The organism is Azorhizobium sp. AG788 (assembly GCF_004364705.1).
GTDB classification, from domain to species: domain Bacteria; phylum Pseudomonadota; class Alphaproteobacteria; order Rhizobiales; family Xanthobacteraceae; genus Azorhizobium; species Azorhizobium caulinodans.
The window spans coordinates 13,551-37,248 of record NZ_SOBM01000010.1 but is presented as its reverse complement, the minus strand read 5'-3'; the positions used below and the strand labels follow the sequence as shown (position 1 = coordinate 37,248).

The 23,698-nt window shown below is 68.4% G+C and carries 18 protein-coding genes; 13 read left to right on the top strand and 5 right to left on the bottom strand.

Going from position 1 to position 23,698, the window contains the following annotated elements; translation table 11 throughout:
* Positions 1–73 precede the first annotated feature (73 nt).
* The gene (trxA, locus tag DFO45_RS22625; protein ID WP_012169246.1) at positions 74–394 is read left to right on the top strand and encodes a thioredoxin; all 321 of its coding nucleotides are present in this window, start codon (positions 74–76) and stop codon (positions 392–394) included.
* A 90-nt stretch (positions 395–484) separates the two neighbouring features.
* Here trxA and DFO45_RS22620 read toward each other — a convergent pair whose 3' ends face one another.
* Complete coding sequence (locus tag DFO45_RS22620) at positions 485–997, bottom strand: flavin reductase family protein (protein WP_245518231.1); 513 nt, start codon at positions 995–997, stop codon at positions 485–487.
* Between the two features lie 243 nt (positions 998–1,240).
* On the opposite strand from DFO45_RS22620, the gene DFO45_RS22615 reads away from it, so the two are divergent.
* From DFO45_RS22615 to DFO45_RS22595, 5 genes are all read left to right on the top strand, one after another.
* Positions 1,241–1,870, top strand: coding sequence for an invasion associated locus B family protein (locus tag DFO45_RS22615; RefSeq protein WP_012169248.1), 630 nt, complete (start codon positions 1,241–1,243; stop codon positions 1,868–1,870).
* Positions 1,871–2,286: 416 nt separating this feature from the next.
* Entirely contained in the window at positions 2,287–3,393 is a 1,107-nt protein-coding gene (locus tag DFO45_RS22610) for a DUF2778 domain-containing protein (protein WP_052285846.1), read from the top strand.
* Between the two features lie 269 nt (positions 3,394–3,662).
* Complete coding sequence (locus DFO45_RS22605; RefSeq protein WP_133866643.1) at positions 3,663–5,342, top strand: methyl-accepting chemotaxis protein; 1,680 nt, start codon at positions 3,663–3,665, stop codon at positions 5,340–5,342.
* Between the two features lie 99 nt (positions 5,343–5,441).
* A complete protein-coding gene (locus DFO45_RS22600) occupies positions 5,442–5,666 on the top strand; it encodes a hypothetical protein (RefSeq protein WP_133866642.1) in 225 nt (74 codons plus the stop codon).
* The gene (locus DFO45_RS22595; protein WP_133866641.1) at positions 5,663–7,084 is read left to right on the top strand and encodes an amidase; all 1,422 of its coding nucleotides are present in this window, start codon (positions 5,663–5,665) and stop codon (positions 7,082–7,084) included. The genes DFO45_RS22600 and DFO45_RS22595 overlap by 4 nt, the downstream gene beginning before the upstream one ends.
* Before the next feature lie 65 nt (positions 7,085–7,149).
* Here the strand turns inward: DFO45_RS22595 and poxB are convergent, their stop codons facing one another.
* Positions 7,150–8,877 (bottom strand): ubiquinone-dependent pyruvate dehydrogenase, encoded by a 1,728-nt coding sequence (poxB, locus tag DFO45_RS22590; protein WP_133866640.1) that lies wholly within the window; start codon positions 8,875–8,877, stop codon positions 7,150–7,152.
* A 214-nt stretch (positions 8,878–9,091) separates the two neighbouring features.
* Between poxB and DFO45_RS22585 the strand changes: the two genes are divergently transcribed.
* Complete coding sequence (locus DFO45_RS22585; protein ID WP_166657231.1) at positions 9,092–10,228, top strand: FUSC family protein; 1,137 nt, start codon at positions 9,092–9,094, stop codon at positions 10,226–10,228.
* A 41-nt stretch (positions 10,229–10,269) separates the two neighbouring features.
* On the opposite strand, the gene DFO45_RS22580 is transcribed toward DFO45_RS22585, so the two are convergent.
* Entirely contained in the window at positions 10,270–12,363 is a 2,094-nt protein-coding gene (locus DFO45_RS22580) for a HAMP domain-containing methyl-accepting chemotaxis protein (protein WP_133866638.1), read from the bottom strand.
* A gap of 132 nt (positions 12,364–12,495) precedes the next feature.
* Positions 12,496–14,589 (bottom strand): HAMP domain-containing methyl-accepting chemotaxis protein, encoded by a 2,094-nt coding sequence (locus DFO45_RS22575; RefSeq protein ID WP_166657230.1) that lies wholly within the window; start codon positions 14,587–14,589, stop codon positions 12,496–12,498.
* 412 nt (positions 14,590–15,001) lie between these two features.
* Between DFO45_RS22575 and DFO45_RS22570 the strand changes: the two genes are divergently transcribed.
* Both DFO45_RS22570 and DFO45_RS22565 read left to right on the top strand, forming a co-directional pair.
* Positions 15,002–15,754 (top strand): amino acid ABC transporter ATP-binding protein, encoded by a 753-nt coding sequence (locus DFO45_RS22570; RefSeq protein ID WP_133866636.1) that lies wholly within the window; start codon positions 15,002–15,004, stop codon positions 15,752–15,754.
* Positions 15,755–15,793: 39 nt separating this feature from the next.
* Entirely contained in the window at positions 15,794–17,395 is a 1,602-nt protein-coding gene (locus tag DFO45_RS22565) for an ABC transporter substrate-binding protein/permease (RefSeq protein ID WP_166657229.1), read from the top strand.
* Between the two features lie 60 nt (positions 17,396–17,455).
* Here the strand turns inward: DFO45_RS22565 and DFO45_RS22560 are convergent, their stop codons facing one another.
* On the bottom strand, positions 17,456–18,805 hold the full coding sequence (locus DFO45_RS22560; protein WP_043878852.1) for an aspartate aminotransferase family protein: 1,350 nt from the start codon (positions 18,803–18,805) through the stop codon (positions 17,456–17,458).
* Between the two features lie 275 nt (positions 18,806–19,080).
* Here DFO45_RS22560 and DFO45_RS22555 point away from each other — a divergent pair, with 275 nt between their 5' ends.
* From DFO45_RS22555 to DFO45_RS22540, 4 genes are all read left to right on the top strand, one after another.
* On the top strand, positions 19,081–20,502 hold the full coding sequence (locus DFO45_RS22555; protein ID WP_043878853.1) for a PLP-dependent aminotransferase family protein: 1,422 nt from the start codon (positions 19,081–19,083) through the stop codon (positions 20,500–20,502).
* An 80-nt stretch (positions 20,503–20,582) separates the two neighbouring features.
* The gene (locus DFO45_RS22550; protein WP_133866634.1) at positions 20,583–21,521 is read left to right on the top strand and encodes a dihydrodipicolinate synthase family protein; all 939 of its coding nucleotides are present in this window, start codon (positions 20,583–20,585) and stop codon (positions 21,519–21,521) included.
* Between the two features lie 189 nt (positions 21,522–21,710).
* Positions 21,711–22,439: an SDR family oxidoreductase gene (locus DFO45_RS22545; RefSeq protein WP_133866633.1), complete on the top strand. Its 729-nt coding sequence runs from the start codon at positions 21,711–21,713 to the stop codon at positions 22,437–22,439.
* A gap of 22 nt (positions 22,440–22,461) precedes the next feature.
* Positions 22,462–23,571, top strand: a complete 1,110-nt coding sequence (locus DFO45_RS22540) for a DSD1 family PLP-dependent enzyme (protein WP_133866632.1) — start codon at positions 22,462–22,464, stop codon at positions 23,569–23,571.
* The last annotated feature ends 127 nt before the right edge of the window (positions 23,572–23,698 follow it).

Sequence of the window (23,698 nt, the reverse complement as noted above, 5' to 3'; positions counted from 1 at the left end):
GAGGGGAGGGGCTTCTTACGTTGAGCCCAAGATCCAGTGGATCGCTTGTGAAATCCCTACGAGGTATACGCTCATGGCCGTCGAAAAAGTATCCGATCAGAGCTTCGATGCCGACGTGCTCCAGTCCTCCACCCCGGTGGTCGTGGACTTCTGGGCCGAGTGGTGCGGCCCCTGCCGCATGGTCGCCCCGGTGCTCGACGAGCTCTCCGGCGAGCTTGGAGACAAGGTGAAGATCGTGAAGCTGAACGTGGACGAGAACCCGGTGACGGCGTCCAAGTACGGCATCATGTCCATCCCCACCCTGCTCCTGTTCAAGGATGGCAAGATCGCCTCCCGTCAGGTGGGCGCCGCCGCCAAGGCTAAGCTCGCGAGCTGGATCGGCTCCGCCGCCTGAGCTGCGGGCTGGTCGTTCGGGAAAGCAAAAGGCGGGTCCTTCGGGGCCCGCCTTTTTGTTTGTCCATCTGCCTTGGGCCGCCGCAGCGACTCAGCGGGCGAGGGTGCGGAAGTCCCGGTGCCAGTAGAGGAGGGGGCGCGCCGCATCGTCGACGCGCGTCGCCAGCACACGGCCGAGCACAATCATGTGAGAATGGCGCTCGATGATCTCGTCGAGCCGGCAGTCGAAGGCGACGAGCGCGTCGTCGATCACCGGCGCCCCCGTCTCCATCACCGACCAGGGCGTGCCCTCGAATCGGGCCGCCCCGTGCAGGCCGGTCATGCCGGCGAAGGTCTCCGCCACGCGGCGCTGGCCCTCCGCCAGGACATTCACGGCGAAAACCTTGCGCGCCAGTAGCTCCGCGCGCACGGACGAGGCCTTGTTGATGCAGATGAGCAGGGTCGGCGGGTCCACCGCGAAGGAGGTGAGCGAAGAGGCGGTGAGGCCGGTTCGGCTGTCGCCCTCGCCCACGGTGAGCACGCTCACGGCGCCCGCCAGATGGCGCATGCCCGCGCGATAGCCCTCGGAGGGGGAGTGGCCGGCGGTGGCGGCGGGCGCGGTCACGCGCGGGTCCCGGCGGGCGAGGCGGAGGGCGGCAAGGCGGGCATGGATCGTTCCGGACCTGAAGTCCCGACGGGGACGGATGTTGCTGTGCAATGTAGGCGGGGCGCGCCCGCTTTGCGAGGGTACGAGTGCACAGCTCAGGCTGGATCAAACCAAATTAGGTCAGTTCTTGGCGATTGGCAGCGCGGGTGCGGGAGGCTATCAGGACGCTCATCATTGTGTTTCGGGGGAACCATGTTGTTCTTGTCCTTTCTTTCGCGCCGTCCGCTGGGCCTTCTCGCCGGGGCTGCCGCCGGGGCGCTGATCGTTGCCTCGGGGGCCCTTGCGCAGACGGCGCAGACCGCGCCCAAGCCGGCGGCCCCCAAGCCGGCCGCGGCTGCTCCCGCCGCCGCTCCGGCCAAGGGGCCGGAACTGGGTGAGGACGGTCCCTCCCGCACCACCGCCACCTATGACGACTGGGTGGTGCGCTGCGAGCGGTCCGAGGTGGTCGGCGGCGCCAAGGTCTGCGAGGCGGCCCAGACGCTGCAGATCGGCAATGCCCAGCAGCAGCTTGGGGCGCAGGTGGTGTTCGGCCGCCTGACCAAGGAAGCGCCCATGCGCATCGTGGTGCAGCTTCCCGTCGGCGTGTGGCTGCCCAATGGCGCCCGCTTCGTGCTGCCCGGCGACAAGCCGCGCACCATCGCCATGCCCTACAAGTTCTGCATCCGAGCCTGCATCGCCGACGCCGATCTTTCGGCGGACGACGTGGCGGCGCTGAACACGAATGCCGGTCCCGCGAAGCTCGAATTCCTGGACCGCAACCAGCAGCCGGTGGCGCTGGAAATTTCCTTCAAGGGCCTTCCGGCCGCCCTGGCGGCCCGCGACAAGGGCTGACCCGGCGCGGTGGGCTTCAATGTCGCAGCGGGCGGGAGCATGCCGCCGCCGCTGCGGCAGAGGCCGGCCCTTTGGTTGCAACGTGTTGTTTTTTCGCCATCTTCCGCTGCTTCAAGGGGCGGATGGTGGCGGGAAATTTAAGGGTTAACCAAGCCGGTCGCCTCATGTAGCATGCCGGTGCAAGCCTAGGGGCAGCCAGCGGGCGCAATGCTCGTGATGCGTGGTTGGGCTCGCGGAGGTGACGGCGGGGCGCGGGGGTTTTCGAATTATTTACCGAGACCCGGTGTAGTTGCACGCAGGGTCCGGGGTAATCAGCCAATCCTGGCGTGACGGGATCGGGCGCGTGAGGCTCTCTGCATGTGCGGCAGGGGCGTAGCCCGGTGAACCGTCCCGGAAGCAGTCGAGTAACGTGCATTATGACCTATTCGGCCTGGATTGATGAGGACGACTACGATGCGGCGCCGGCTGCGGCAGCGCCCAGGCTTCGTCCCATCCTGAAGGCGGGCGTCATCGTCGGATTCGGCGTCGTCGCCGCGGCTGTGATGATGGTGGCTGTGGGCGGCGCGCGCGGCGTGTCCTCGCCCGACGCCGATCTGTCCGCCAGCGCCCCGGCGCTCGTGGACCCTCCGGCCCCGATTCGTGTCTCCCGGTCCCACGCGCTGGGCGAGGTGGAGGCCATTCCCTCGTCCGGTACGGTGGCCGACGGGCGCGACTGGATGTTCGCACCTTCCGTTCCTGGCGAGCCCACCGCCTTCCGCGGCGCCCGCCCGATGATGGCCGCCGTCGATCCGACTCCGGAGCCGACGGTGCAGGACATCCGCGTGATGCCCATGCCCTCCGCCAATCCGCTGTTCGCCTCCCGCGGGGTCGGCAACGAGCCGGCCGACAAGGCGCAGCTCAAGGAACTCAGCCAGCAGCTCGTGGCGCCGCCGCTGCCGACGCGCAATCCGCTGATGGCGGGCCGCCGCCAGCTCGCGGAACTAGAGCCGGCCGACCGTGCGACCCCGGCGCCGGAAAATCGTGCCCCGGCCGCCGCCACCCCGCCGGTTCCGGCGGACGCGGCCAAGTCGCTCCTGCCTGGCCCCGGCGACAAGTTCGCGCTCTATGACATCAAGGGCCGCGTCGTCTACATGCCGAACGGCGAGAAGCTCGAGGCCCATTCGGGCTATGGCGACATGTTCGACGACCCGCGCTACGTCCACAAGCGCATGGTCGGCCCGACCCCGCCCAATATCTATGAGCTGAAGATGCGCGAGGCGCTGTTCCACGGCGTCGAGGCCATCCGCATGAAGCCGGTGGGCGACCAGCCCATGTATGGCCGCGACGGCATTCTCGCCCATACCTACATGCTCGGCCCGCGCGGTGACTCCAACGGCTGTGTATCGTTCCGGGACTATGAAAAGTTCCTGGCGGCCTTCAAGCGCGGCGAGGTGACCCGCATGGTGGTGGTGACGAGCCTGCCCACCAAGCCGGAGCCGAACAATCCGATCGTCGCCTTCTTCGCCAAGATGGCGGAGCGCTGAGCGCGGACCCGATTCCACCGACAGCGTCCGATCCCAGATCCCACCCCGGCCGAGTGCCGGGGTTTTCTTTTGTCCGGCGCCCGCCACGGCACGCATCAGCCTCGCACCATCTTGGTCAGCCAAGCTGACCTTCAGACTGGGGCGTGCCGTGTTGACGCCGGCTCATCGTGAACCGCGGTCGGAATGCAGCGGGGGCTGCTTCTGATCCTGCGGGCTCCCGATCGGGACCCGGGCACGCCCTCTCATTCGCCGGGGCTTGGGAGCGTGCGATGTCGTTTCGAAATCTGAAGATCGCCTACAAGATGACGTTGGTCCTCCTGATCATGGCGGCCACGACGCTGGCCGCCGTGCTCTATGCCAATGTGAAGACGGGGCAGATCATCACCGATTATGCGGACCTGACCGAGAACCGGTCGCCGGCGCTGCTGGCGGTGGTGCGGGCGAACGTGCGGGCGAACAATTTCGACATCTCGCTGGTGCGCGCGATCACCTTCCCCAATGAAGACCTCGACGCGGTTCTGAAGAACGCGGCGACCTACAACAAGGAAATGCGCGACTATCTCGGGCAGGCGGCGAAGCTCGATCCCGAGAATGCGAGCTTCTATCGCCAGTATGCGCAGGGCTTTGATCCCTTCTACGCCGACATGGTGCGGGGCATCGAACTGGTCCGCGCCGGCAAGCTGGAGGAGGCGAAGGCGCTGGCGCAGAAGTTCCTGCCCGCCATCACCGCGCACCGCCGCTCCTCGACCCCGGTCATTAATGCGGTGGGCACCCGCATCTCCACCAATTCGGACCGCCTCCAGGATGAGGTGGCCGGTGTGCGCCTCACCAATTACCTGGTGGTCGGCGGCGGCATCCTCGTCGCGCTCATCATCGGCTTCCTGATCAGTCGCGGCGCGGTGGCGGCGCCCATCATCCGGCTCGGCGCCACCATGCGCCGGCTCGCCGAGGGCGATCTCTCCGCCGATGTGGAGGGGCAGGACCGGCGCGATGAGGTGGGCGGCATGGCCCAGGCGGTGGAGGTGTTCAAGCAGAACGCCATCGCCGCCCGCGATCTGGAAGAGCGCCAGAAGGAGATGGAGGCGGAGACACAGCGCCAGCGCAAGGCGGAACTGGCGCGTCTCGCCGACATGTTCGAAGGCGCGGTCGGCTCCATCGTCTCCGGCGTTGCCACCGCCACCGTGCGCCTTCAAGGCACGGCCTCGACCCTGACCCAGACCGCGGCCTCCACCCAGAGCCTGTCCTCCGGCGTGGCGAATGCCTCCGATCAGGCCTCCAACAATGTGCAGACGGTGGCCGCCGCCGCCGAGGAACTGGCGAGCTCGGTGTCCGAGATCAGCCGGCAGGTGGAGACTTCCAGCCAGATCGCTACGGAGGCGGTGCGCCAGGCCCAGAAGACGGACGCCCGCATCGGCACCCTCTCGCAGGCGGCGAGCCGGATCGGCGACGTGGTGGAACTCATCACCGCCATCGCCGGCCAGACCAACCTCCTCGCGCTCAATGCCACCATCGAGGCGGCGCGCGCAGGCGATGCCGGCAAGGGCTTCGCGGTGGTGGCGCAGGAAGTGAAGGCGCTCGCCGCCCAGACCGGCAAGGCGACTGAGGAGATCAGCGGCCAGATCACCGAGATCCAGCAGGCGACCGCAGAATCGGTGCAGGCCATGAAGGAGATCGGTGAGACCATCAACCGCATCGCCGAGATCGCGCAGGCCATCGCCGCCGCCGTACAGGAGCAGGGCACCGCGACGGCCGAGATCAGCCGCAACATCCAGCAGGCGGCGGCCGGCACCGCGCAGGTGAGCACCAACATCGCGGAAGTGACACGCGGCGCCGCAGCCACCGGCGAAGCCTCCGAGGACGTGATGCAATCGGCCCGCGCGCTGGCCCAGCAGGGCGAAAGCCTGAAGGTGCAGGTGGACGGCTTCCTCAACACCGTCCGCGCGGCCTGATCCCTTCCGAACCCGGCGCGGGGATGCATCCCGCGCCCGGTTCGGCTATGGCCCTTGCGAGATGCGGACGGGCGTCCGCCGTGACGTGTGAGGGCGAGAATGGACACTGCGGGCAATTCCCCGGCCGACGTGGCCGCCATGGTGCGGGCGCGCCAGGGCATCGAGATCCGTCCTGAAGAGGCGGCGGCCTATGCCGCCCTCGTCGCCCAGCTCAATGCCACCGTGGCCGCAGGCGCGAAGGCGCGCGTCGATATCGACGGCTGCCCGTGGAGCTACGCCAACCTGCTCGCCGCTGTCGCCGAGCGCGGGGAGGGCGAGGCGTGAGCGCGCTCCACGACCTCGGGCTCGTCGAGACGGCGGACGCCATCGCGCAGGGCGCCATCACCTCCGAAGCCGCGACCGCCTCTGCGCTGCACCGGCTGGAAGCCCTCGGCCCGCGCTACCACGCTGTGATGCTCATTGACCGCGACGGCGCGCTGGAAGCCGCGCGCGCGGTGGACCTTGCCCGTGCGCGAGGCGAGGACATCGGCCCGCTCGGCGGCGTGCCGCTGGCGCACAAGGATCTGCTCTATCGTGCGGGCCGCGTCTGCACGGGCGGCTCGCTCATCCGCAAGGACTTCGTTCCCGACGTGACCGCCTCCGTTCTGGAGCGGCTCGACGGCGCGGGGGCGCTTGATCTCGGCACGCTGCATCTCGCGGAATTCGCCCTGTCGCCCACCGGCTTCAATGCCCATTACGGCCATGGCCGCAGCCCCTGGAACCTCGATTACGGCTCCGGCGGCTCATCTTCCGGCTCCGGTGCGGCGGTGGCGGCGCGGCTGGTGAGCGGCGCGCTCGGCTCCGACACAGGCGGCTCCATCCGCCATCCCTCGGCCATGTGCGGCGTCACGGGCCTGAAGCCCACCAACGGCCTTGTGCCGCTTTATGGCGCCATGCCCATGGCGCCGAGCCTCGACACCATCGGCCCGCTCACCCGCTCCGTGCGCGATGCCGCGCGGATGCTCAGCGTGATCGCGGGGCCGGATGTGCGCGATGCCACGACGCTGGCGGCACCCGAGCGCGATTATGAAAGTGGCCTTTCCGGCGACCTCAAGGGCGTGACCATCGCCGTGCCGCAGGGCTATTACCGCACAACGGCGGATGGCGAGATCCTTGCGCTGATGGACGAGAGCCTCAAGGTGCTGAAGGAGGCCGGGGCGAAGGTGGTGGAGACCACCGTGCCCGACATGGCGCTCATCAATGCCCTCATGCAGGTGGTGATGACCTGCGAGGCTGCCACCCTGCATCGTCAATGGCTGGAGGAGCGGCCGGGCGATTATGGGGCGCAGGTGCGCGCCCGCATCCTGCCCGGCTTCGCGCTGCCCGCGACGCGCTATGTGGAAGCACTGATGATGCGGGCCAAGGTGGCGGAGGACTGGCTGCACCGGGCCATGGGCGGCGCCGACATGGTGCATATCCCGACCCTGCCCATCGCCGTGCCGAGCATCGCGGAGACGACGCAGGGGGCGCCGGAGGACGTGGCGGTGGCTATCGCCCGCGTCACCCATTGCACGCGGGCCATCAATTATCTCGGCCTGCCCTCGCTCTCCGTGCCCTGCGGCTTCACCGCCAACGGCCTGCCGGCCGCCTTCCAACTGGTCGGCCGTCCCTTCGGCGAGCCGGTGCTGCTCCGGGCGGGCGACGCCTATCAGCGGCGCGCCGACTTCCACCTGCGCGTGCCGCCCGACTGCGGGCCGATCTGAGGCGGGGGAGCGCCCGGCTCTTCGATGATCCGAAGGCGGCGGGAAGTCCGCCGCCTTCGCGCGCCTCAGCGGAAGAGGTTGCGCTTGGCGAGTTCGAGCAGTTCGTCGCCGCGTCCGTTCAGGATGGCGCGGGCGGCATAGAGCGAGAAGCCCGCCACCTGCTCGGCCTTGATGGCCGGGGGCATCACCAGTTCCATCTTGTCCGTCACCACATCCACCACCGCCGGGCCGTCATGGGCAAAGGCCTTCTGAAGTGCGCTCTTCACGTCGGCGGGGTCTTCCACGCGGATGCCGAGGATGCCGATGGCATTGGCCATGGCGGCGAAATCCGGGTTCTGAAGGTCCGTGCCCACGTTCAGGAAGCCCGCGGCCTTCATTTCCATGTCCACGAAGCCCAGCAGGCCATTGTTGAAGATCACGATCTTCACCGGCAGTTGGAGCTGGCGGAGCGAGAGGATGTCGCCCATCAACATGGCGAAGCCGCCATCGCCCGAAAGCGAGACCACCTGACGGCCGGGATGGGCCGCCTGCGCGCCCAGCGCCTGCGGCATGGCATTGGCCATGGAGCCGTGGATCAGCGAGCCGATAAGACGCCGCTTGCCGTTCATGGCGATGTAGCGCGCGGCCCAGACCGTCGTCTCGCCCACATCCACGCTGAACAGCGCGTCCTGCGCCGCGACTTCGTCGATCACCTTGGCGAGATATTGCGGATGGATGGGCTTGGTGCCCGGATTGCCCACCGCCAGCGCGTCGAGGTCGCGGCGGGAGGTCTTGTAATGCTCCTGCACCTTGGCGAGGAAATCGCCGTCCGTGCGGGGCTTCAGGCGCGGCAGCAGGGTGGCGAGGGTCGCCTTCACATCGCCCACGAGGCCGAGGTCGAGCCGCGTGCGGCGGCCGAGGTTTTCAGGCCGGATGTCGATCTGCGCCACCTTGGCGTCGGTGGGATAGAACTGGCGATAGGGGAAGTCGGTGCCCACCATCAGCAGCAGGTCGGCCTCCAGCATGGCGTGATAGCCGGAGGGGAAACCGATGAAGCCGGTCATGCCCACGTCGTAGGGATTGTCATATTCCACGAAGGGCTTGCCGCGCAGCGTGTGAACCATGGGCGCCTTCAGCGCGGCGGCGAGGGCCACCACCTCGTCATGGGCACCCTCGCAGCCGCCGCCGGCGAGGATGGTGATGCGCTTGGCGCCCTCCACCAGCGCGTTGAGCTTCTCAAGCTCGCTGTCGGCGGGCACCACAGTGGGCGGCACGATGTCGGTCCAGCGTGGCTCGGTCGGGCCTTCCGCTGCCTGGAGCGCCACGTCGCCGGGAATGACGATCACCGCCACGCCCTGCTTCTGGATCGCCGTGCGCATGGCGATCTCCATGATGCGGGGCATCTGGGAGGGGCTGGAGACGAATTCGCAGTAGTGGCTGCATTCCTTGAACAGCTGTTCGGGATGCGTCTCCTGGAAATAGCCCGAGCCGATCTCCGCGCTCGGAATATGGGCAGCGATGGCCAGAACCGGCGTGCGGGTGCGGTGGCAGTCGAACAGGCCATTGATGAGATGCAGGTTGCCCGGCCCGCAGGAACCGGCACACACGGCGAGCTTGCCGGTGAGCTGGGCTTCGGCCCCGGCGGCGAAGGCGGCCACTTCCTCGTGGCGCACGTGCATCCACTGCACCTGCGGAATGGTGCGCAGGGCGTCGGTGAAGCCGTTGAGGCTGTCGCCCACCACGCCCCACACCCGCTCCACACCGGCGGCCGCCAGCGTGCGCGCCATGACGTCCGCAACTCGTACTCCGGCCATGAGGTCCTCCATCCGTTTGCTGCGGCCCGCCCTCATTGCCTGGGGCAAGTCATTGCGTGCCTTGCGGTTCCCGGCATATCCGGAAAGCATGTCGGCAAGATGCACGGCTATCATCCGCGCGTCACAGGCGGACGCAAGGGTACAGCAATGGTTTCATGTTGCCGTCTGGCGGTGCGGCCAAAGAATGCCGGGCGGCGGCAGAGCGGGGCAGGCGATGCGGAGGGAAAACGGGCTGCTGCGGCGGCTGAAGACGGCGACGCGGTGGCTGTCGCGCGCCCCCGTCCGCACGGCGCACCGCTTCGAGGCGGAGGCCCGCGCCGATGTGGCCGCCTTCACGGTGCATGGCCGGCGGGCGCAGGTGGCGTTGCGGGTCACGCTGGGGGTTCTGGTGGCCATCGCCATCGCGCACGCCCTGGGACTGGAGATGCCCGTCTGGGCGGCCATCAGCGTGGTGCGGGTGTTCCAGAACGACCGGACCGCGACCGTGATGCGCGGGCTGGAGCGGGTGGCCGGCACCATCGGCGGCTGCGCTGTCGCTTATGCCATCCTGAAGATCAGCGGTGCGCACGCCTGGGTCTATATGGCGACGGGGCTCGCCTGCGCGGCGGCGGTCTATGCGCAGGCCGTCACGCGCTACAGCTATGCCTTCGTTCTGGTGGGCTTCACCGTACCGCTGATGACCTATCACGCGGTGGTCTCGCCCGAGCCCATGACGCAGGTCATCCTCATGCGCGGCATGGAGGTGATGGTGGGCGTCTGCGTCGCCTGGGCGCTCGATTTCCTCACCTCGCCCGCGCGGCCGAAGGCGAAGCCGAAGCCGCTCTATGCGGGCATGGATGCCATCTTCATGGGCCATGCGCTCACCGTGGGCATAGCCGTGACGCTGGTGCCGGTGGTGTGGACGGTGCTGCATCTGCCGGGCTTCGAGCAGACGCCGATCACGGCCTTCATCGTGGTGGGCGCGGCCCGTGAGGGCATCGGCTGGAAGTCGCTGAACCGCTGCGTCGGATGCGCGCTCGGCGCGGCCTTCGGCTTCCTCGGCGTGCTGACGCTGGACGGCAGCCTGCTCACCTGGGCGCTGTTCGTCTTCGCCGGCCTGTTCGTCTTCACGCAGATCGGCTTCGGCGGCAGCGTGGTGGCCTATACGGGCATTCAGGCAGCCATCGCCTTCCTGCTGGTGGTGGTGCAGGAGCCGATCCCCCATCTCGATCTCGACGCGGGCGTCGGGCGCATGTGGGGCGTGATGGGCGGCATTGCTCTGGTGATGCTGGTGGGCCTCGCCACCTGGCCGATCCGCCGGCGGATCACCGAGCGTCTCCAGCCGCGGGCGGCCCACGAGGCCGCCCACTGAACTCGCCCCGGCCGAACGGCGGCCGGGAGGTCCTTGTGCGGTCAGGCCGTGCGGACCGTGCCGAGGAAGCGCTGCATTTCCGCTTCGAGGCGCTTGGCCTGATCGGTGAGGGCGGCGGCGGCGGTGAGCACCTGGCCGGCAGCCGAGCCGGTCTCGTCGGCGGTCTGGGCCACCTCCGAGATGTGGGCCGTGACGCTGTTGGTGCCGGTGGCCGCCTGGTCGACGTTGCGGACGATCTCGCGGGTGGCGACGCCCTGTTCTTCGACGGCGGCGGAGATGCTGGTGGCCACGTCGCTCATCTTGCGGATCTGCGAGCCGACGCCCTCGATGACCTGCACCGCCTGCTTGGTGGTGGCCTGGATGGCGCCGATCTGGCTCTCGATCTCTTCCGTCGCCTTGGCGGTCTGGGTGGCCAGCGCCTTCACTTCGGAGGCGACCACCGCGAAGCCCTTGCCGGCGTCGCCCGCCCGCGCCGCCTCGATGGTTGCGTTGAGGGCGAGGAGGTTGGTCTGCTCGGCGATGGAGGAGATGAGCCCCACCACGTCGCCGATGCGGGCGGCGGCCTGTGCCAGATCCTGGATGACCGTGCCGGTCTTCTGCGCCTCGGCGACGGCGACGCTGGACATCTCGGCCGACTGCTGCACCTGCCGGCCGATCTCATCCACGGAGGAACCCAGTTCCTCGGCGGAAGAGGCGACCATGACGACGTTGGTGGAGGCTTCCTCGGCGGCGGCGGCCACCGCCGTGGACTTCTCCGAGGTGCGGCGTGCGGCTTCCGCCATGGTGCGGGCGGTGCCGTGGAGCTGGGTGGAGGCTGAGGCGACGCTGCCGATGATGCCGCCCACCGCACTCTCGAATTCCGCGGCGAGCTTCAGCATCCCCTCGCGGCGTTCGGCCTCGGCCTGCACGTGGGCGGCCTTGGCCTCGGCTTCCAGGGCCGCATTCCGAGCCATCTCTTCCTTGAAGACGAGAAGGGCCTTGGCCATGGCGCCCACCTCATCGTGGCGCCGGGTGCCGGCCACGTCCACCGCGAGATCCCCGTCGGCGAGGCGCTGCATGGTGGCGGTGAGGCCGGAGATGGGCCGGGTGACGCGGCGGATCACCACCACGAGCCCGGCGCCGGCGATCAGGAGGGCCACCACCAGCAGCCCGGCATAGAGCGCGAGGGACGCGCGGGCGCGTCCGGCGGCGGCCCCCGCAGCATCGGCCATCTCGTCCATGGCGGTAATGGCGACGGCACCGATGGTTTCGAGCGCGGGCACGGCGGCGCTGCGCCACTGGTCGAGCGTCAGCGGTGGCTTGCCGCCGTTGCTCAGGGTCTTAAGCGTGTCTTCCTTCAGCGTCTTGAAGTTGCCGGAGAAGAAGGCACTGTCGGCCTTGGCGACGGCCTCCCGCAGCGAAGCCGGGATGTCCTTGTTGTCGACCTCTTCCCTGACCATCGACCAGCCGAGCTGGCCGCGCACCTCTTCCGCCTGGACCTCCGTGAGATCCTTCGGCGCGAGCGGCTCGCCCTTGCGCAGGGCATTGCTGACGGCAAGAACGGTGTTGCCTTCGGAATTGCGCACGATGCCTGTGGTGCCGCGCACGGAGAGATAGGGCGTCAGAGAAATGTCGAGGCTGCGGATGCGCTTGCCGATGTCCTGCGAAACGTCGTCGAGGCGATCCAGCTCGCGGACGGTCACGTCATAGATGCGGGTGCTCAGCGTCTTGTCGCGGCTGTCGGGCGGCAGCTGGAGGGCGCGGTCGATGTCCGCGCGCAGATCCTTGATGGCCTTGCGGATGCCCTCCACGCGGCCGGCGAGATCCTTCGCTTCCGGCGTCCCCTGGCTGGACAGTTCTGTGAGAGCGACTGCGAAGCCGGCGTCCACCTTCTCCCGGCGCTTGGCTATGCCGGCCACCAGCGGCGGCATGGCGTCGAGTGGGCGGGAGAGAGCGGCGGCGCTGTCCGAGCGCTCGGTGCGCAGGGTGGTGAAGGCCTGGAACAGCCCGCGGTCGATTTCCGCATAGGCCTGTGCTTCGGCGGCGGCGAGATCGCGCTTGTAGGCGGTGAGCAGCGAAGAGCCGCAGAGCGCGGCCATGATCAGGCTGACCAGCCCGAACAGCGCCAGCAGGGTGAGCTTGATGGACAGGCGCACGGCAGCCCCCTGATAAGTCAGTTACCCTTCCCTATCCTGTGAGCCTTGTCCGAACCTTGTGGGTACCTTTGGTTGTGGTGTCTTGCCGGCAAACCGCCGGGCGTCGGACGCCCGGCGTCTCTCCTTCCCGCCTCAGGCGGCGCGGACCGTGCCGAGGAAGCGCTGCATTTCCGCTTCGAGGCGCTTGGCCTGATCGGTGAGGGCGGCAGCGGCGGTGAGCACCTGGCCGGCAGCGGAACCGGTTTCGTCGGCGGTCTGGGCCACTTCCGAGATGTGGGCGGTGACGCTGTTGGTGCCGGTGGCCGCCTGGTCGACGTTGCGGACGATCTCGCGGGTGGCGACGCCCTGTTCCTCGACGGCGGCGGAGATGCTGGTGGCCACGTCGCTCATCTTGCGGATCTGCGAGCCGACGCCCTCGATGACCTGCACCGCCTGCTTGGTGGTGGCCTGGATGGCGCCGATCTGGCTCTCGATCTCCTCCGTCGCCTTGGCGGTCTGGGTGGCCAGCGCCTTCACCTCGGAGGCGACCACCGCAAAGCCCTTGCCGGCGTCGCCCGCCCGCGCCGCCTCGATGGTGGCGTTGAGGGCGAGCAGGTTGGTCTGTTCGGCGATGGAGGAGATGAGCCCCACCACGTCGCCGATGCGGGACGCGGCCTGCGCCAGATCCTGGATGACCGTGCCGGTCTTCTGCGCCTCGGCGACGGCGACGCTGGACATCTCGGCCGACTGCTGCACCTGCCGGCCGATCTCATCCACGGAGGAACCCAGTTCCTCGGCGGAAGAGGCGACCATGATGACGTTGGTGGAGGCTTCCTCGGCGGCGGCTGCCACCGCCGTGGACTTCTCCGAGGTGCGGCGTGCGGCTTCCGCCATGGTGCGGGCGGTGCCGTGGAGCTGGGTGGAGGCGGACGCAACGCTGCCGATGATGCCGCCCACCGCGCTCTCGAACTCGGCGGCGAGGCGCATCATGCCCTCGCGGCGCTCCGCCTCGGCCTTGAGGCGGGCCGCCTCGGCTTCGGCTTCCAGAGCCGCATTCCGGGCCATCTCCTCCTTGAAGACGAGCACGGCCTTGGCCATGGAGCCCACTTCATCCTGACGGTGGGTATTGGGAATCTCGATGGCGAGATTGCCGCCGGCCAGCGCCTGCACCGCGGCCGTCAGCCCGGAGATGGGCCGGGTGACGCGGCCGATCACCACCACGAGGCCAATGATCGCGGCCGACAGAGAAACGATCAGCAGGCCCGCATAGGTGAGCAGCAGATGCCAGGCGTCCGAGGCGAGACCGTCGGCGGCCTTGGCGAGGCTGTCCACGGCGGCAAGCCCGACCGCAGCGAGGCTTTCCAGCGCCGGGACGGACTGGCCGCGCCAGGTTTCCGCATCCACGTTGGCCAGCTTGCCGTTGGACAGATCCTCGGCGAGCTGGTCGCGCAGGGTCTTCACGGGGCCGGAGAAATAATGGTCCTGCGCCTTGGCCATGGCGGACTTCAGCGTCTCCGGCATGTCCGGAGCATCCACCATCGTCTTCACCTCGGTCCATCCGGTCTGGACCTGCGCATTATGAGCGGCGAAATTGATGGTGTTGGCCGGCGTGAAGACACGCTTTTCGCGCAGGGCGGCGCTGATGATCAGCGACGCATCGCCCGCGCCCATGCGCGCGGTGCCGGCGGCGGCGCGCACCACGATGAAGCGCAGCAGGCTCGGTTCCAGAATGCGGATCTGGCGTTCCACCGCGTCGGTGGTCTGTTCCATCTGGCTGAGCAGGCCGAGGGATTCGGTCATGATCCGTCCGCCGAGCTTGCTGTCGCGTGCCTCCAGCGGAAGCTGGAGCGCGGCGTCGACGTCGGCCCGCTGCCGCTTGATGGCGGCATGGACGGTGCGCAGCTTTTCGGCGATGGCGCGCGCCTCTGGCACGCCGAGCGCGTCAAGCTGCGCGAGGGCGACGCCGATGCCGGTATCGGAGGTCACGCGGCGCTGCATCATGCCGGTGATGACCGGCTGGGCCCTTTCCGCGGGAAGGGGGAGGACCGAGCCGGCGTCGGCCCGCTCCAGCCGATAGGCCGAATAGGCGCCGAAGAGACCGTGGTCCGCGCGGACGTAGCGGACGGCGTCTTCCGCGGTCTGGTTGTGGCGGTAGGCCGTGAGCAGAGACGTGATGCAAATGGCCGCCAGAATGGCGCTGATCACCGAGAAAAGTGCGATCAATGTGGTTTTGATCGATAAATTCATGCCCGACCTCCGTACCCATTCCGTCGAGTAAGGCGCAGGGCTGTTGCGAAGCTTGCATTTGAAGGCGGCTGTACGCGCTAAAGTGGCGCCGGTCCGTGTAGACGGGAGCGTGTTGCCTGCGTTTTCCTCGGCTGGAGAAAGAAAAGAGCCTGTGCGCTCGGCTTTTATCTTGAGAGACGGGACGGCCGGGGATGATGTGTGAGCTGCAATCGGCGATTGCAAAGGTGCCCGTACCCCCGTGAAAAGGGCCAATATGTCGCAATTTCTAGTTGGCGAGGACGCCGGCCACCCGCCTGTTTTCTTGCCAAAGTACCGGCGGTGCGCCGTTTTTTCGGCCCGCGTCTTGTCCAGTGTCAATGTGGTGACATGCACACCCATTAGTCCGGCCTGCGGATGAAAGCCGGAGGGCGGGATGCAGCCGATTGTTCAGGCGAGCGACGTGCGCAAGCATTTCGATACGCACTGCGTGCTCGATGGCGTGAGCCTCGCTGCGCTGGAGGGGCAGCTCATCTCCCTCATCGGCCCCGCCGGCTGCGGAAAATCAACGCTGCTGCGTTGCCTCAACGGCCTCGACGTGCCGGATTCCGGCACCATCGAGATCGGCGGCGTGACCTGGGCGCGCGCGGCCGGCGGGCGCGCACCGGCACCGGAGGTGGCCCACGAGCTGCGCCGGACGGTCGCCATGGTGTTCCAGGGCGACAGCCTCTTTCCCCACCGTACGTTGCTCCAGAATGTGATGATGGCGCCCATGATGGTGCTCGGCGTGTCCCGCGACGAGGCGGCCATGGGCGCCGAGCTCCTGCTCAGGAAGGTGGGGCTGTTCGCGGAGATGGACCGCTATCCCGCCCATCTGTCCGCTGGCCAGCAGCAGCGCGGCGCCATCGCCCGCGCGCTCGCCATGAGCCCCAAGGTGATGCTCTATGACGAGCCGACCTCGGCCCTCGATGGCGGCATGGCACAGGAGGTGCTGGACACCATCGCCCTGCTGAAGGACGACGGCCTGACCCAGATCATCGCCACCCACGAACTCGGCTTCGCGCGGGCCGCCTCCGACAGCGTGATGTTCATGCAGAACGGTGCGGTGGTCGAGACCGCGCCGGGCGATGCCATGTTCCGCGCGCCGCAGGATGTCCGCGTGCAGCGCTTTTTCCAGCTCTTCGCCTGAGCGGCTGGCTGGTCCCTTTCCTCTTTGCGGATGAACCCCATGCGTGCGGTCCTTGCGGCCTTGGCCCTGGCAGTGCTTGCGCTGCCGGCCGGCGGGATGATGGCGGCGGCTCCGGCCCGCGCCCAGAGCATCTCCTCCCTCACCGACTATCTCACCCGGGACACCACGGCGAAGGCGCCGCCGCCGGCGCTGACCGCGCCACCGCCCGTCCTGCGCTATGGCGCCGACGTGGGCCGGGGCGCGCCCTATATTTTTCGCGATCCGGCGGCGCCGGCGCGCATCGTGGGCTTCGAGGTGGACCTGATGGCGCAACTGGGCGCGCGTCTCAGTCGCCTGCCGGTGCTGGTGCAGAGCGAGGCCGAGACCCTGCGGCCGAGCCTCGTCTCCGGCCTCTACGAACTGGCGGTCGGGGGCCTCGACGTGGCGGCGCCGGGGCAGGCCGGCGTCGAGTTCACCATTCCCTATTACGCGACCTTCGGGCAGATCGTGATCCGCCGGGACCAGCCGGCCATCAACCGGATGGACGCGCTCAAGGGCATGACCATCGGCGTGCTGAAGGGCAGCCGCCTGCGCGACACGCTGGCGGCCGTGCCGGATGTGGTGCTGCGGGTCTTCGACACCGCGCCGGAGGCCTATGCGGCGCTGAAGGCGGGAAGCCTCGAAGCCGTGGTGGCGGACTATCCGGTCGCCCTCTACCACGCCCAGCATGACCCCGCGGTGATGTTCACCGGCCCGCCGGTGGGGCGCATCGAATACGGCCTGGCGCTGAAGGCGGGCGCGCAGCCCGCCCTGCTCGGTGCCCTCAACACCGCCATCTACGCCATGTCCCGCGACGGGACGCTGCGCGAATTGCTGGATCGCTGGGAATTGTGGACGCCGGTGATGGCGCAGGAGACCGGCGACACGCGCCCGCTCCAGGCCCAGCCCACGGCCCGCGAATATGTGCTGGCGCTCACCATGCCCGACGGCGTCGTGCCGCGCCTCGAGCGCTATGTGCGCTTCCTGCCCCAGTTCGTGCGCGCGGCGCTGACGACGCTGGAGGTGGCGGTGCTCGGCCTGCTGCTGGCCCTCGCGGCCGGCGCCCTGCTGGCGGTGCTGCGCGCACGGGGCGGCCGTCTGCTGCGCGGGGCGACGGGCGCCTATGTGGACGTGATCGGCGGCACGCCGCTTCTCGTGCTGCTGCTGTTCGTCTGTTACGGCCTGCCCGAGGCGGGGCTGCCCATCGGCGTCTTCCTCGCCGGCGTCCTGGCGCTCGGCCTGCATCATGCGGCGGGCATGGCGGAAGCCTATCGCACGCGGCTTGCGGTGGTCACCCGCACGCAGATGGAGGCGGCGGTCTCGCTGAACATGTCGAGGGGGCAGGCATTCAAGGCGGTGGTGCTGCCGCAGGCGGCCCGCGCGCTTCTGCCCTCGACCGCGCGGGGCTTCGTGCTGGTGCTGAAGGATTCCTCCCTCGTCAGCGTCATCCTGCTCGCCGATCTCACCCGCACCTATGAGAGCGTCGCTTCGGTGCACCAGGACTTTCTCGGCATCGGCCTGCTGGTGGCGGCGATCTATCTGGTGCTCGGTCTGCCCTTCGCGCGGCTTGCCGCCTGGGCGGAGCGGGTGGCGGAGGAGACATTGCCGCCGGTACGCGGCTGAACGGACAAAAAAACGCGCGGCAGTCGCCTGCCGCGCGTCCGGTGAAGGGGCCGAAAGGGCTCAGGCCGCGTCGCGGATGAGCTTGCGCAGGATCGCCACCATGTCCTTGATCTGCTGCTCGGTGGAGATGAAGGGCGGCGAGAAGGCGAGGCTCTCGCCGGTGTAGCGCATGTAGAGGCCCTGCTTGAGACCGGCCTCGAAGATGCTGAGCGCCCGCATGCTCGGGCCGGCAGCGGAGGGCGAGAGCTCGACCGCGGCGGTGAGGCCGAAGTTGCGCACGTCCACCACGTTGGGCTCGCCCTTGAGGCTGTGGAACTCAGCTTCCATGAGGGGCTCCAGCGCCCGCACGCGGCCGAACAGATCCTCTTCCTCATACACGTCGAGGGTGGCGTGGGCGGCGGCGGCGGCCATCGGGTGACCCGAATAGGTGTAGCCGTGGCAGAACTCGATGGCAGCCGGCGGGCCGCTCATGAAGGCCTCGTAGATCTCCTGGCGGGCGATCACGCCGCCCATGGGGATGATGCCGTTGGTGATCGCCTTGGCGAAGGTGATCATGTCCGGGACGACGCCGAGGCGCTGGGCGGCGAACGCCCAGCCGGTGCGGCCGAAGCCGGTGATCACTTCGTCGAAGATCAGCAGGATGCCGTGCTTGGTGCAGATTTCGCGCAGGCGCTCGAGATAGCCGATCGGCGGCACGATGACGCCGGCCGAGCCCTGCATGGGCTCCACGATCACGGCGGCGATGGTGGAGGCGTCGTGCAGCGCAACGATGCGCTCCAGTTCGTCGGCGAGATGCGCGCCCCAGGCCGGCTGGCCCTTGGAGAAGGCCATCTTCGACTGGTCATAAGTGTGGGGCAGGTGATCGACGCCGTTCACCATGCCGGGGGCGAACATCTTGCGGTTGGCGACGATGCCGCCCACCGACATGCCGCCGAAGCCGACGCCGTGATAGCCCTTTTCACGGCCGATGAAGCGGGTGCGCGTGGCGTTCCCCGTAAGCCGGTGATAACCCATGGCGATCTTCAGCGCCGTATCCACCGCTTCCGAGCCGGAATTGGCAAAGAACACGCGGTTGAGGCCCTCGGGCGCCATCTCGGCCACGCGCTCGGCGAGCTGGATGGTGGTGGCGCTCGCCACCTGGAAGGACGGGGCGTAGTCGAGCGAGCGGACCTGCTTGGTCACCGCTTCGACGATGCGCGGGTGGGAATGGCCGAGCGGCGTGCACCACAGACCCGAGGAGCCGTCGAACAGCTTCACGCCATTTGCATTGGTGAAGTAGCAGCCTTCCGCCGAGATCATCGTGCGGTCGGACGGGTCGGCCTTGAAGCGGCGGTTGGAGGTAAACGGCGCCCAGTAGGGATCCACATTGAGCTGACGCGCGAGCGCGCCGGTGTCGGTCACCTGATCCATTGTTCTCTCCTGAAAGGTCGCGCGTCCGCCGCAGCGAAATTGGCATGAGCACAATAGACCCCGCGGCGCTTTTGTATATATACAGATGCGCGGCCGCCTGCTGAAGCTGTTATGGTCGCCTGACCGATACAGTGAAGGGGCGGCCAGCGTCGTCTGGCCTTTGTCCGTGAACCGTTTGTCAGCCTGCCTGCGCCTTGGGCGGCGGTGGCCGCGATAAGCATCAGGCTGAACTGTACATAGGCGCTCACGTCGCGCCGGAGCGGGAGGCTCCCGACATGCTTTCGATCACGCTCGATGCCGGTGGCAAGGTGCCGCTCGTCTCGCAGATCGTGGCGGCGGTGGCGGAGCAGATCGCCGAGGGCGTGTTGGCCCCCGGAGCACGCCTGCCTTCGGTGCGGCAACTGGCCGCCGAATGCAGCGTCAGCACGCTCACCGTCTCCAATGCCTATAACCGGCTCGTGGCGGAGGGCTATCTGGAGGCGCGCCGGGCCAGCGGTTATTACGTCGCCATGCGGAAGGCGGCGCGGGAGCCGCAGCGGCGGCAGGCGCAGAATTCGGTCCCCATCGATGCCCTCTGGCTGCTCCAGCGCGTCTATGAGGACGACCCCAACCTGCTGAAGGTGGGCTCGGGATGGCTCCCGGAAAGCCATCTCTTCACCGACGGGCTGCGCCATTCCCTGTCCGCGCTCGCCAAGAAGCCGGCTTCGGCCGTCTCGCGCTACGGCAATCCCCATGGCTATGAGCCGCTGCGGCGGGCCATCCAGATGCTGCTCGCCCAGCGGGCCATCGACTGCGAGCCGGACAACATCATCCTCACCCATGGCGCCTCGCAGGCCCTCGACATCGCCGCGCGCGGGCTGCTCCAGGCGGGCGACACCGCCTTCGTGGACGATCCCGGCTATTGCAACCTCTTCCCGACGCTACGGGCGCTTGGCGTGCGGATCATCGGCATTCCCCGCACGCCCCAGGGGCCGGATGTGGAGGCGCTGGAGGCTCTGGCGGAGCGCTATCGCCCCCGCGTCTTCTTTACCAACACCATCCTGCACAATCCCACCGGCACCGGTTGCCCGCCGGCGGTCATCTACCGCGTGCTGCGAGTGGCGGAGGACTTCGACTTCCACATCGTTGAGGACGACATCTTCGCCGGCATGGCCCCGGACCAGATGCCCAGCATCGCCAGCCTCGACCAGTTCCGCCGGGTGCTCTATGCGGGCTCCTTCTCCAAGACCATCTCGCCGAGCCTGCGGGTCGGCTATCTGGTGGTGGGGCGGGATCTCGTGGAACGGATGCTCTATCTAAAGCTTGCAGGCGGCCTCACCAGTTCGGAAATCAGCGAGCAGGTAGTGCATTCCATCCTGGTGGACGGCCACCACCGGCTGCATCTGGCACGCCTGCGCGACAAGCTGGCGGTGGCGCAGAAGACGGTGTGTGCCGGCCTTGAGAATGCCGGCCTCTCCATCTTTCATCGGCCAAACGGCGGCATGTTCGTATGGGCCGCCTTGCCGGGCGCACCGGACATGGAGGCGGTGGCCCATCAGGCCATGGAAGAAGGCATCATGCTCGCACCGGGCGCACTCTTCCGCGCCGACCAGAAGGCCACCCCCTTCATGCGCTTCAATGTGACCCACGCCGACCATCCAAGGCTCTATCGCTTCCTCGAACGGGTTTGCGAACGAGCACTGCGAGAGAAGGCTTGATCCGCAGACCGATATGGTTCACTCGGGTGGTATACCGCGTGTAAACCACCCTCTCCCGCGCTTCCAGACGGAGTTTTCCCATGCGCCTCACCGCCGATGCCAGCGGCCTCTTCCCGATCGCGCCCACCCCGTTCCATGCGGACGGCCGCATCGATGAAGCCTCCCTCGACACGCTGATGGAGCGCTATATCGCGGCCGGCGCCACCGGCGTGACGGTGCTCGGCATCATGGGCGAGGCCCCGAAGCTGGAGCCGGACGAGAGCCTCAACATCGCCGCCCGCTTCGCCAAGGGCATGGCCGGCCTGCCGGTGATCGTCGGCGTCTCGGCGCCGGGCTTTGCCGCCATGCGCTGGCTCGCCCGCAACGCCATGGACAAGGGTGCCGCCGGCGTGATGATCGCTCCCGTGCCGAGCCTGCGCACGGACGACCAGATCATCACCTATTACCGTCAGGCCATCGAGGCCATCGGCACCGACATCCCCTTCGTCATCCAGGACTATCCGCTCACCCTCTCGGTGCAGATGACGCCCAAGGTCATCCGCACCATCGTCGAGGAGCACCCCTCCTGTGTGATGCTGAAGCATGAGGACTGGCCGGGCCTCGAAAAGATCTCGACCCTGCGTGGCTTCCAGAAGGAAGGCACCATGCGCCCGATCTCCATCCTCACCGGCAACGGCGGCATGTTCCTCGATTTCGAGATGGAGCGCGGGGCGGACGGCGCCATGACCGGCTATGCCTTCCCCGAGATGCTCTCCGACGTGGTGAAGCTCCAGAAGGCGGGCAAGCGCGATGAGGCGCACGATCTGTTCGACGCCCACCTGCCGCTCCTGCGCTACGAGCAGCAGCAGGGCGTGGGCCTTGCCACCCGCAAGTATGTGCTGATGAAGCGCGGCTTCATCTCCTCCGACGCCCAGCGCAAGCCCGGCGGCACGCTCTCCGCCACGGCGCGCGCCGAGGTGGACTACCTGCTGGCCCGCCTCGCCAAGATCGACGCCCGCGCCCTGCCGCTGGCGGCCTGATCCGACAGAGCCGATCCGGGCCTATCGCAGCGCAATGCGCTCGATGGGCCCGGAGAAGCCGTCTTTTTTCAACGAGATAACGGGCAGATTTTCTGCGCAGCTTGATGCAGTCTGCGGGAATCGCATTCCCATCCGCCGCGCGGGCTTCGTCTGGGCGGCCTCTGTCTCGGTCCCTTCCGGAGAAGTGCCATGCCCCGCCACGCTCTCGTTACCGGCGCCTCCCGCGGCATCGGCCGCGCCACGGCTCTGCGTCTCGCCCGTGACGGCTTTGCCGTCTCCGTGGGCTATGCCGGACAGGCCATCAAGGCGCAGGAAGTGGTGGCGGAGATCACCGCTGCCGGCGGGCAGGCCATCGCCCTTCAGGCGGACATCGCCAAGGCCGCCGATGTGGAGCGGCTGTTCGGTGACGCGGAATCCGCCTTCGGCCCGGCGAACGTCGTGGTCAACAGCGCCGGCGTGCTGAAGATGGTCTCCATGGCCAAGGCCAGCGACGCCGATCTTGCCGCCATCCTCGCCACCAACGTCACTGGCGCGTTCAACGTGCTGCGGGCGGCGGCGAACCGGGTGCCCGATGGCGGGCGCATCATTTCGCTCTCCACCACGGTGGTCGCCACCGCCTTCCCGAACTACGGCCTCTATTCGGCCTCCAAGGCCGCTGTGGATCTGTTCACCCGCACGCTCGCCAATGAGCTGCGCGGCCGCAACATCTGCGTGAATGCCGTGGCACCGGGCCCGACGGGCACGGAACTCTTCTTCGAGGGCAAGTCGGAGGAACTGGTGGAGCGCCTCGCCAAGGCGCCCCCGCTGGAGCGCATCGCGACGCCCGAGGAGATTGCCGCCGTCATCGCCTTCCTCGCCGGTCCGGACGGCGGCTGGGTGAACGGCCAGATCGTCCGCGCCAATGGCGGCCTCGCCTGAACCGCCCCAAGAGGACCAACCGATGCTTCAGCTTCCCCCCGCCGAACCCGGCATGCGCGAGGACGAGGTCGATACCCCGGCTCTCATCCTTGATCTCGATGCCTTCGAGGCCAATCTCGACGCCATGGCGGCGCTGCTGAAGCCTACGGGTGCGAAGCTGCGCGCCCACGCCAAGACCCACAAGAGCGCCGTCATCGCCCGTTTGCAGATGGAGCGTGGGGCGGTGGGCCAGTGCGTGCAGAAGGTGGGCGAGGCGGAGGCGCTCGCGCAGGCCGGGATCAACGACATTCTGGTCAGCAACGAGGTGGTGGAGCCGCGCAAGCTGAAGCGGCTCGCCGCGGTCTCCGCCATCGCCCGCGTGCAGCTCTGCGCCGATGATCCGGCCGCGATCCCGCTGATCGAGGCGGCGGCCGAGGCGGCGGGCATCCGCCTGTCCGTGCTGGTGGAGATCGAGGTGGGCGCCAAGCGCTGCGGCCTTGAGCCCGGTGCGCCGGCGGCGGAGCTCGCTGCGCGCATTGCCGGCTCGAAGCACCTCACGTTCGGCGGCCTCCAGGCCTATTACGGCAGTGCCCAGCACAAGCGCCAGCCGGAGGAGCGGCGGCAGGCCATCGCCTTCGCCGCCGGCTGCGTGGAGCAGACGCTGGACGCGCTGAAGACACGCGGGCTCGACTGCCCGATCATCGGCGGCGGCGGCACCGGCACCTTCGCCCATGAGGCGGCGAGCGGCCTGTGGAACGAGATCCAGGCGGGCTCCTATGCCTTCATGGATGCGGACTATGCCCGCAACGTCGAGCCGCCACCCTTCCGCCAGTCGCTCTTCATCCTCGCGCAGGTGATGAGCGCGCCGAAGGGCACCGGCCGCGCCGTGGTGGACGTGGGCCACAAGGCCGCCCCGGTGGACAGCGGCTATCCGCTGGTGGCCGGGCGCCCGGACCTGGCCTATGTGGGCGCCTCCGACGAGCACGGCGTGATCGAGGCCAAGGACGGCCCGCTGCCGGTGCTGGGCGAGAAGCTGCGCCTCGTGCCCGCCCATTGCGACCCGACGGTCGACCGCTACGACTGGTATGTGGGCGTGCGCAAGGGCCGGGTGGAGTGCCTGTGGCCGGTGACCGCCCGGGGCCTGATGACCTGAGCGGGGCGCTTTCGGCGTCCCGCCTGCCACCGGCTCGTGCGGGAGCCTGATCCCGTCTCGGGCGTCTCGACCTTCACCACGACGTTCGACCGTGGGGCCCTCTTCGATGCGCCCCAACTTCAGGATA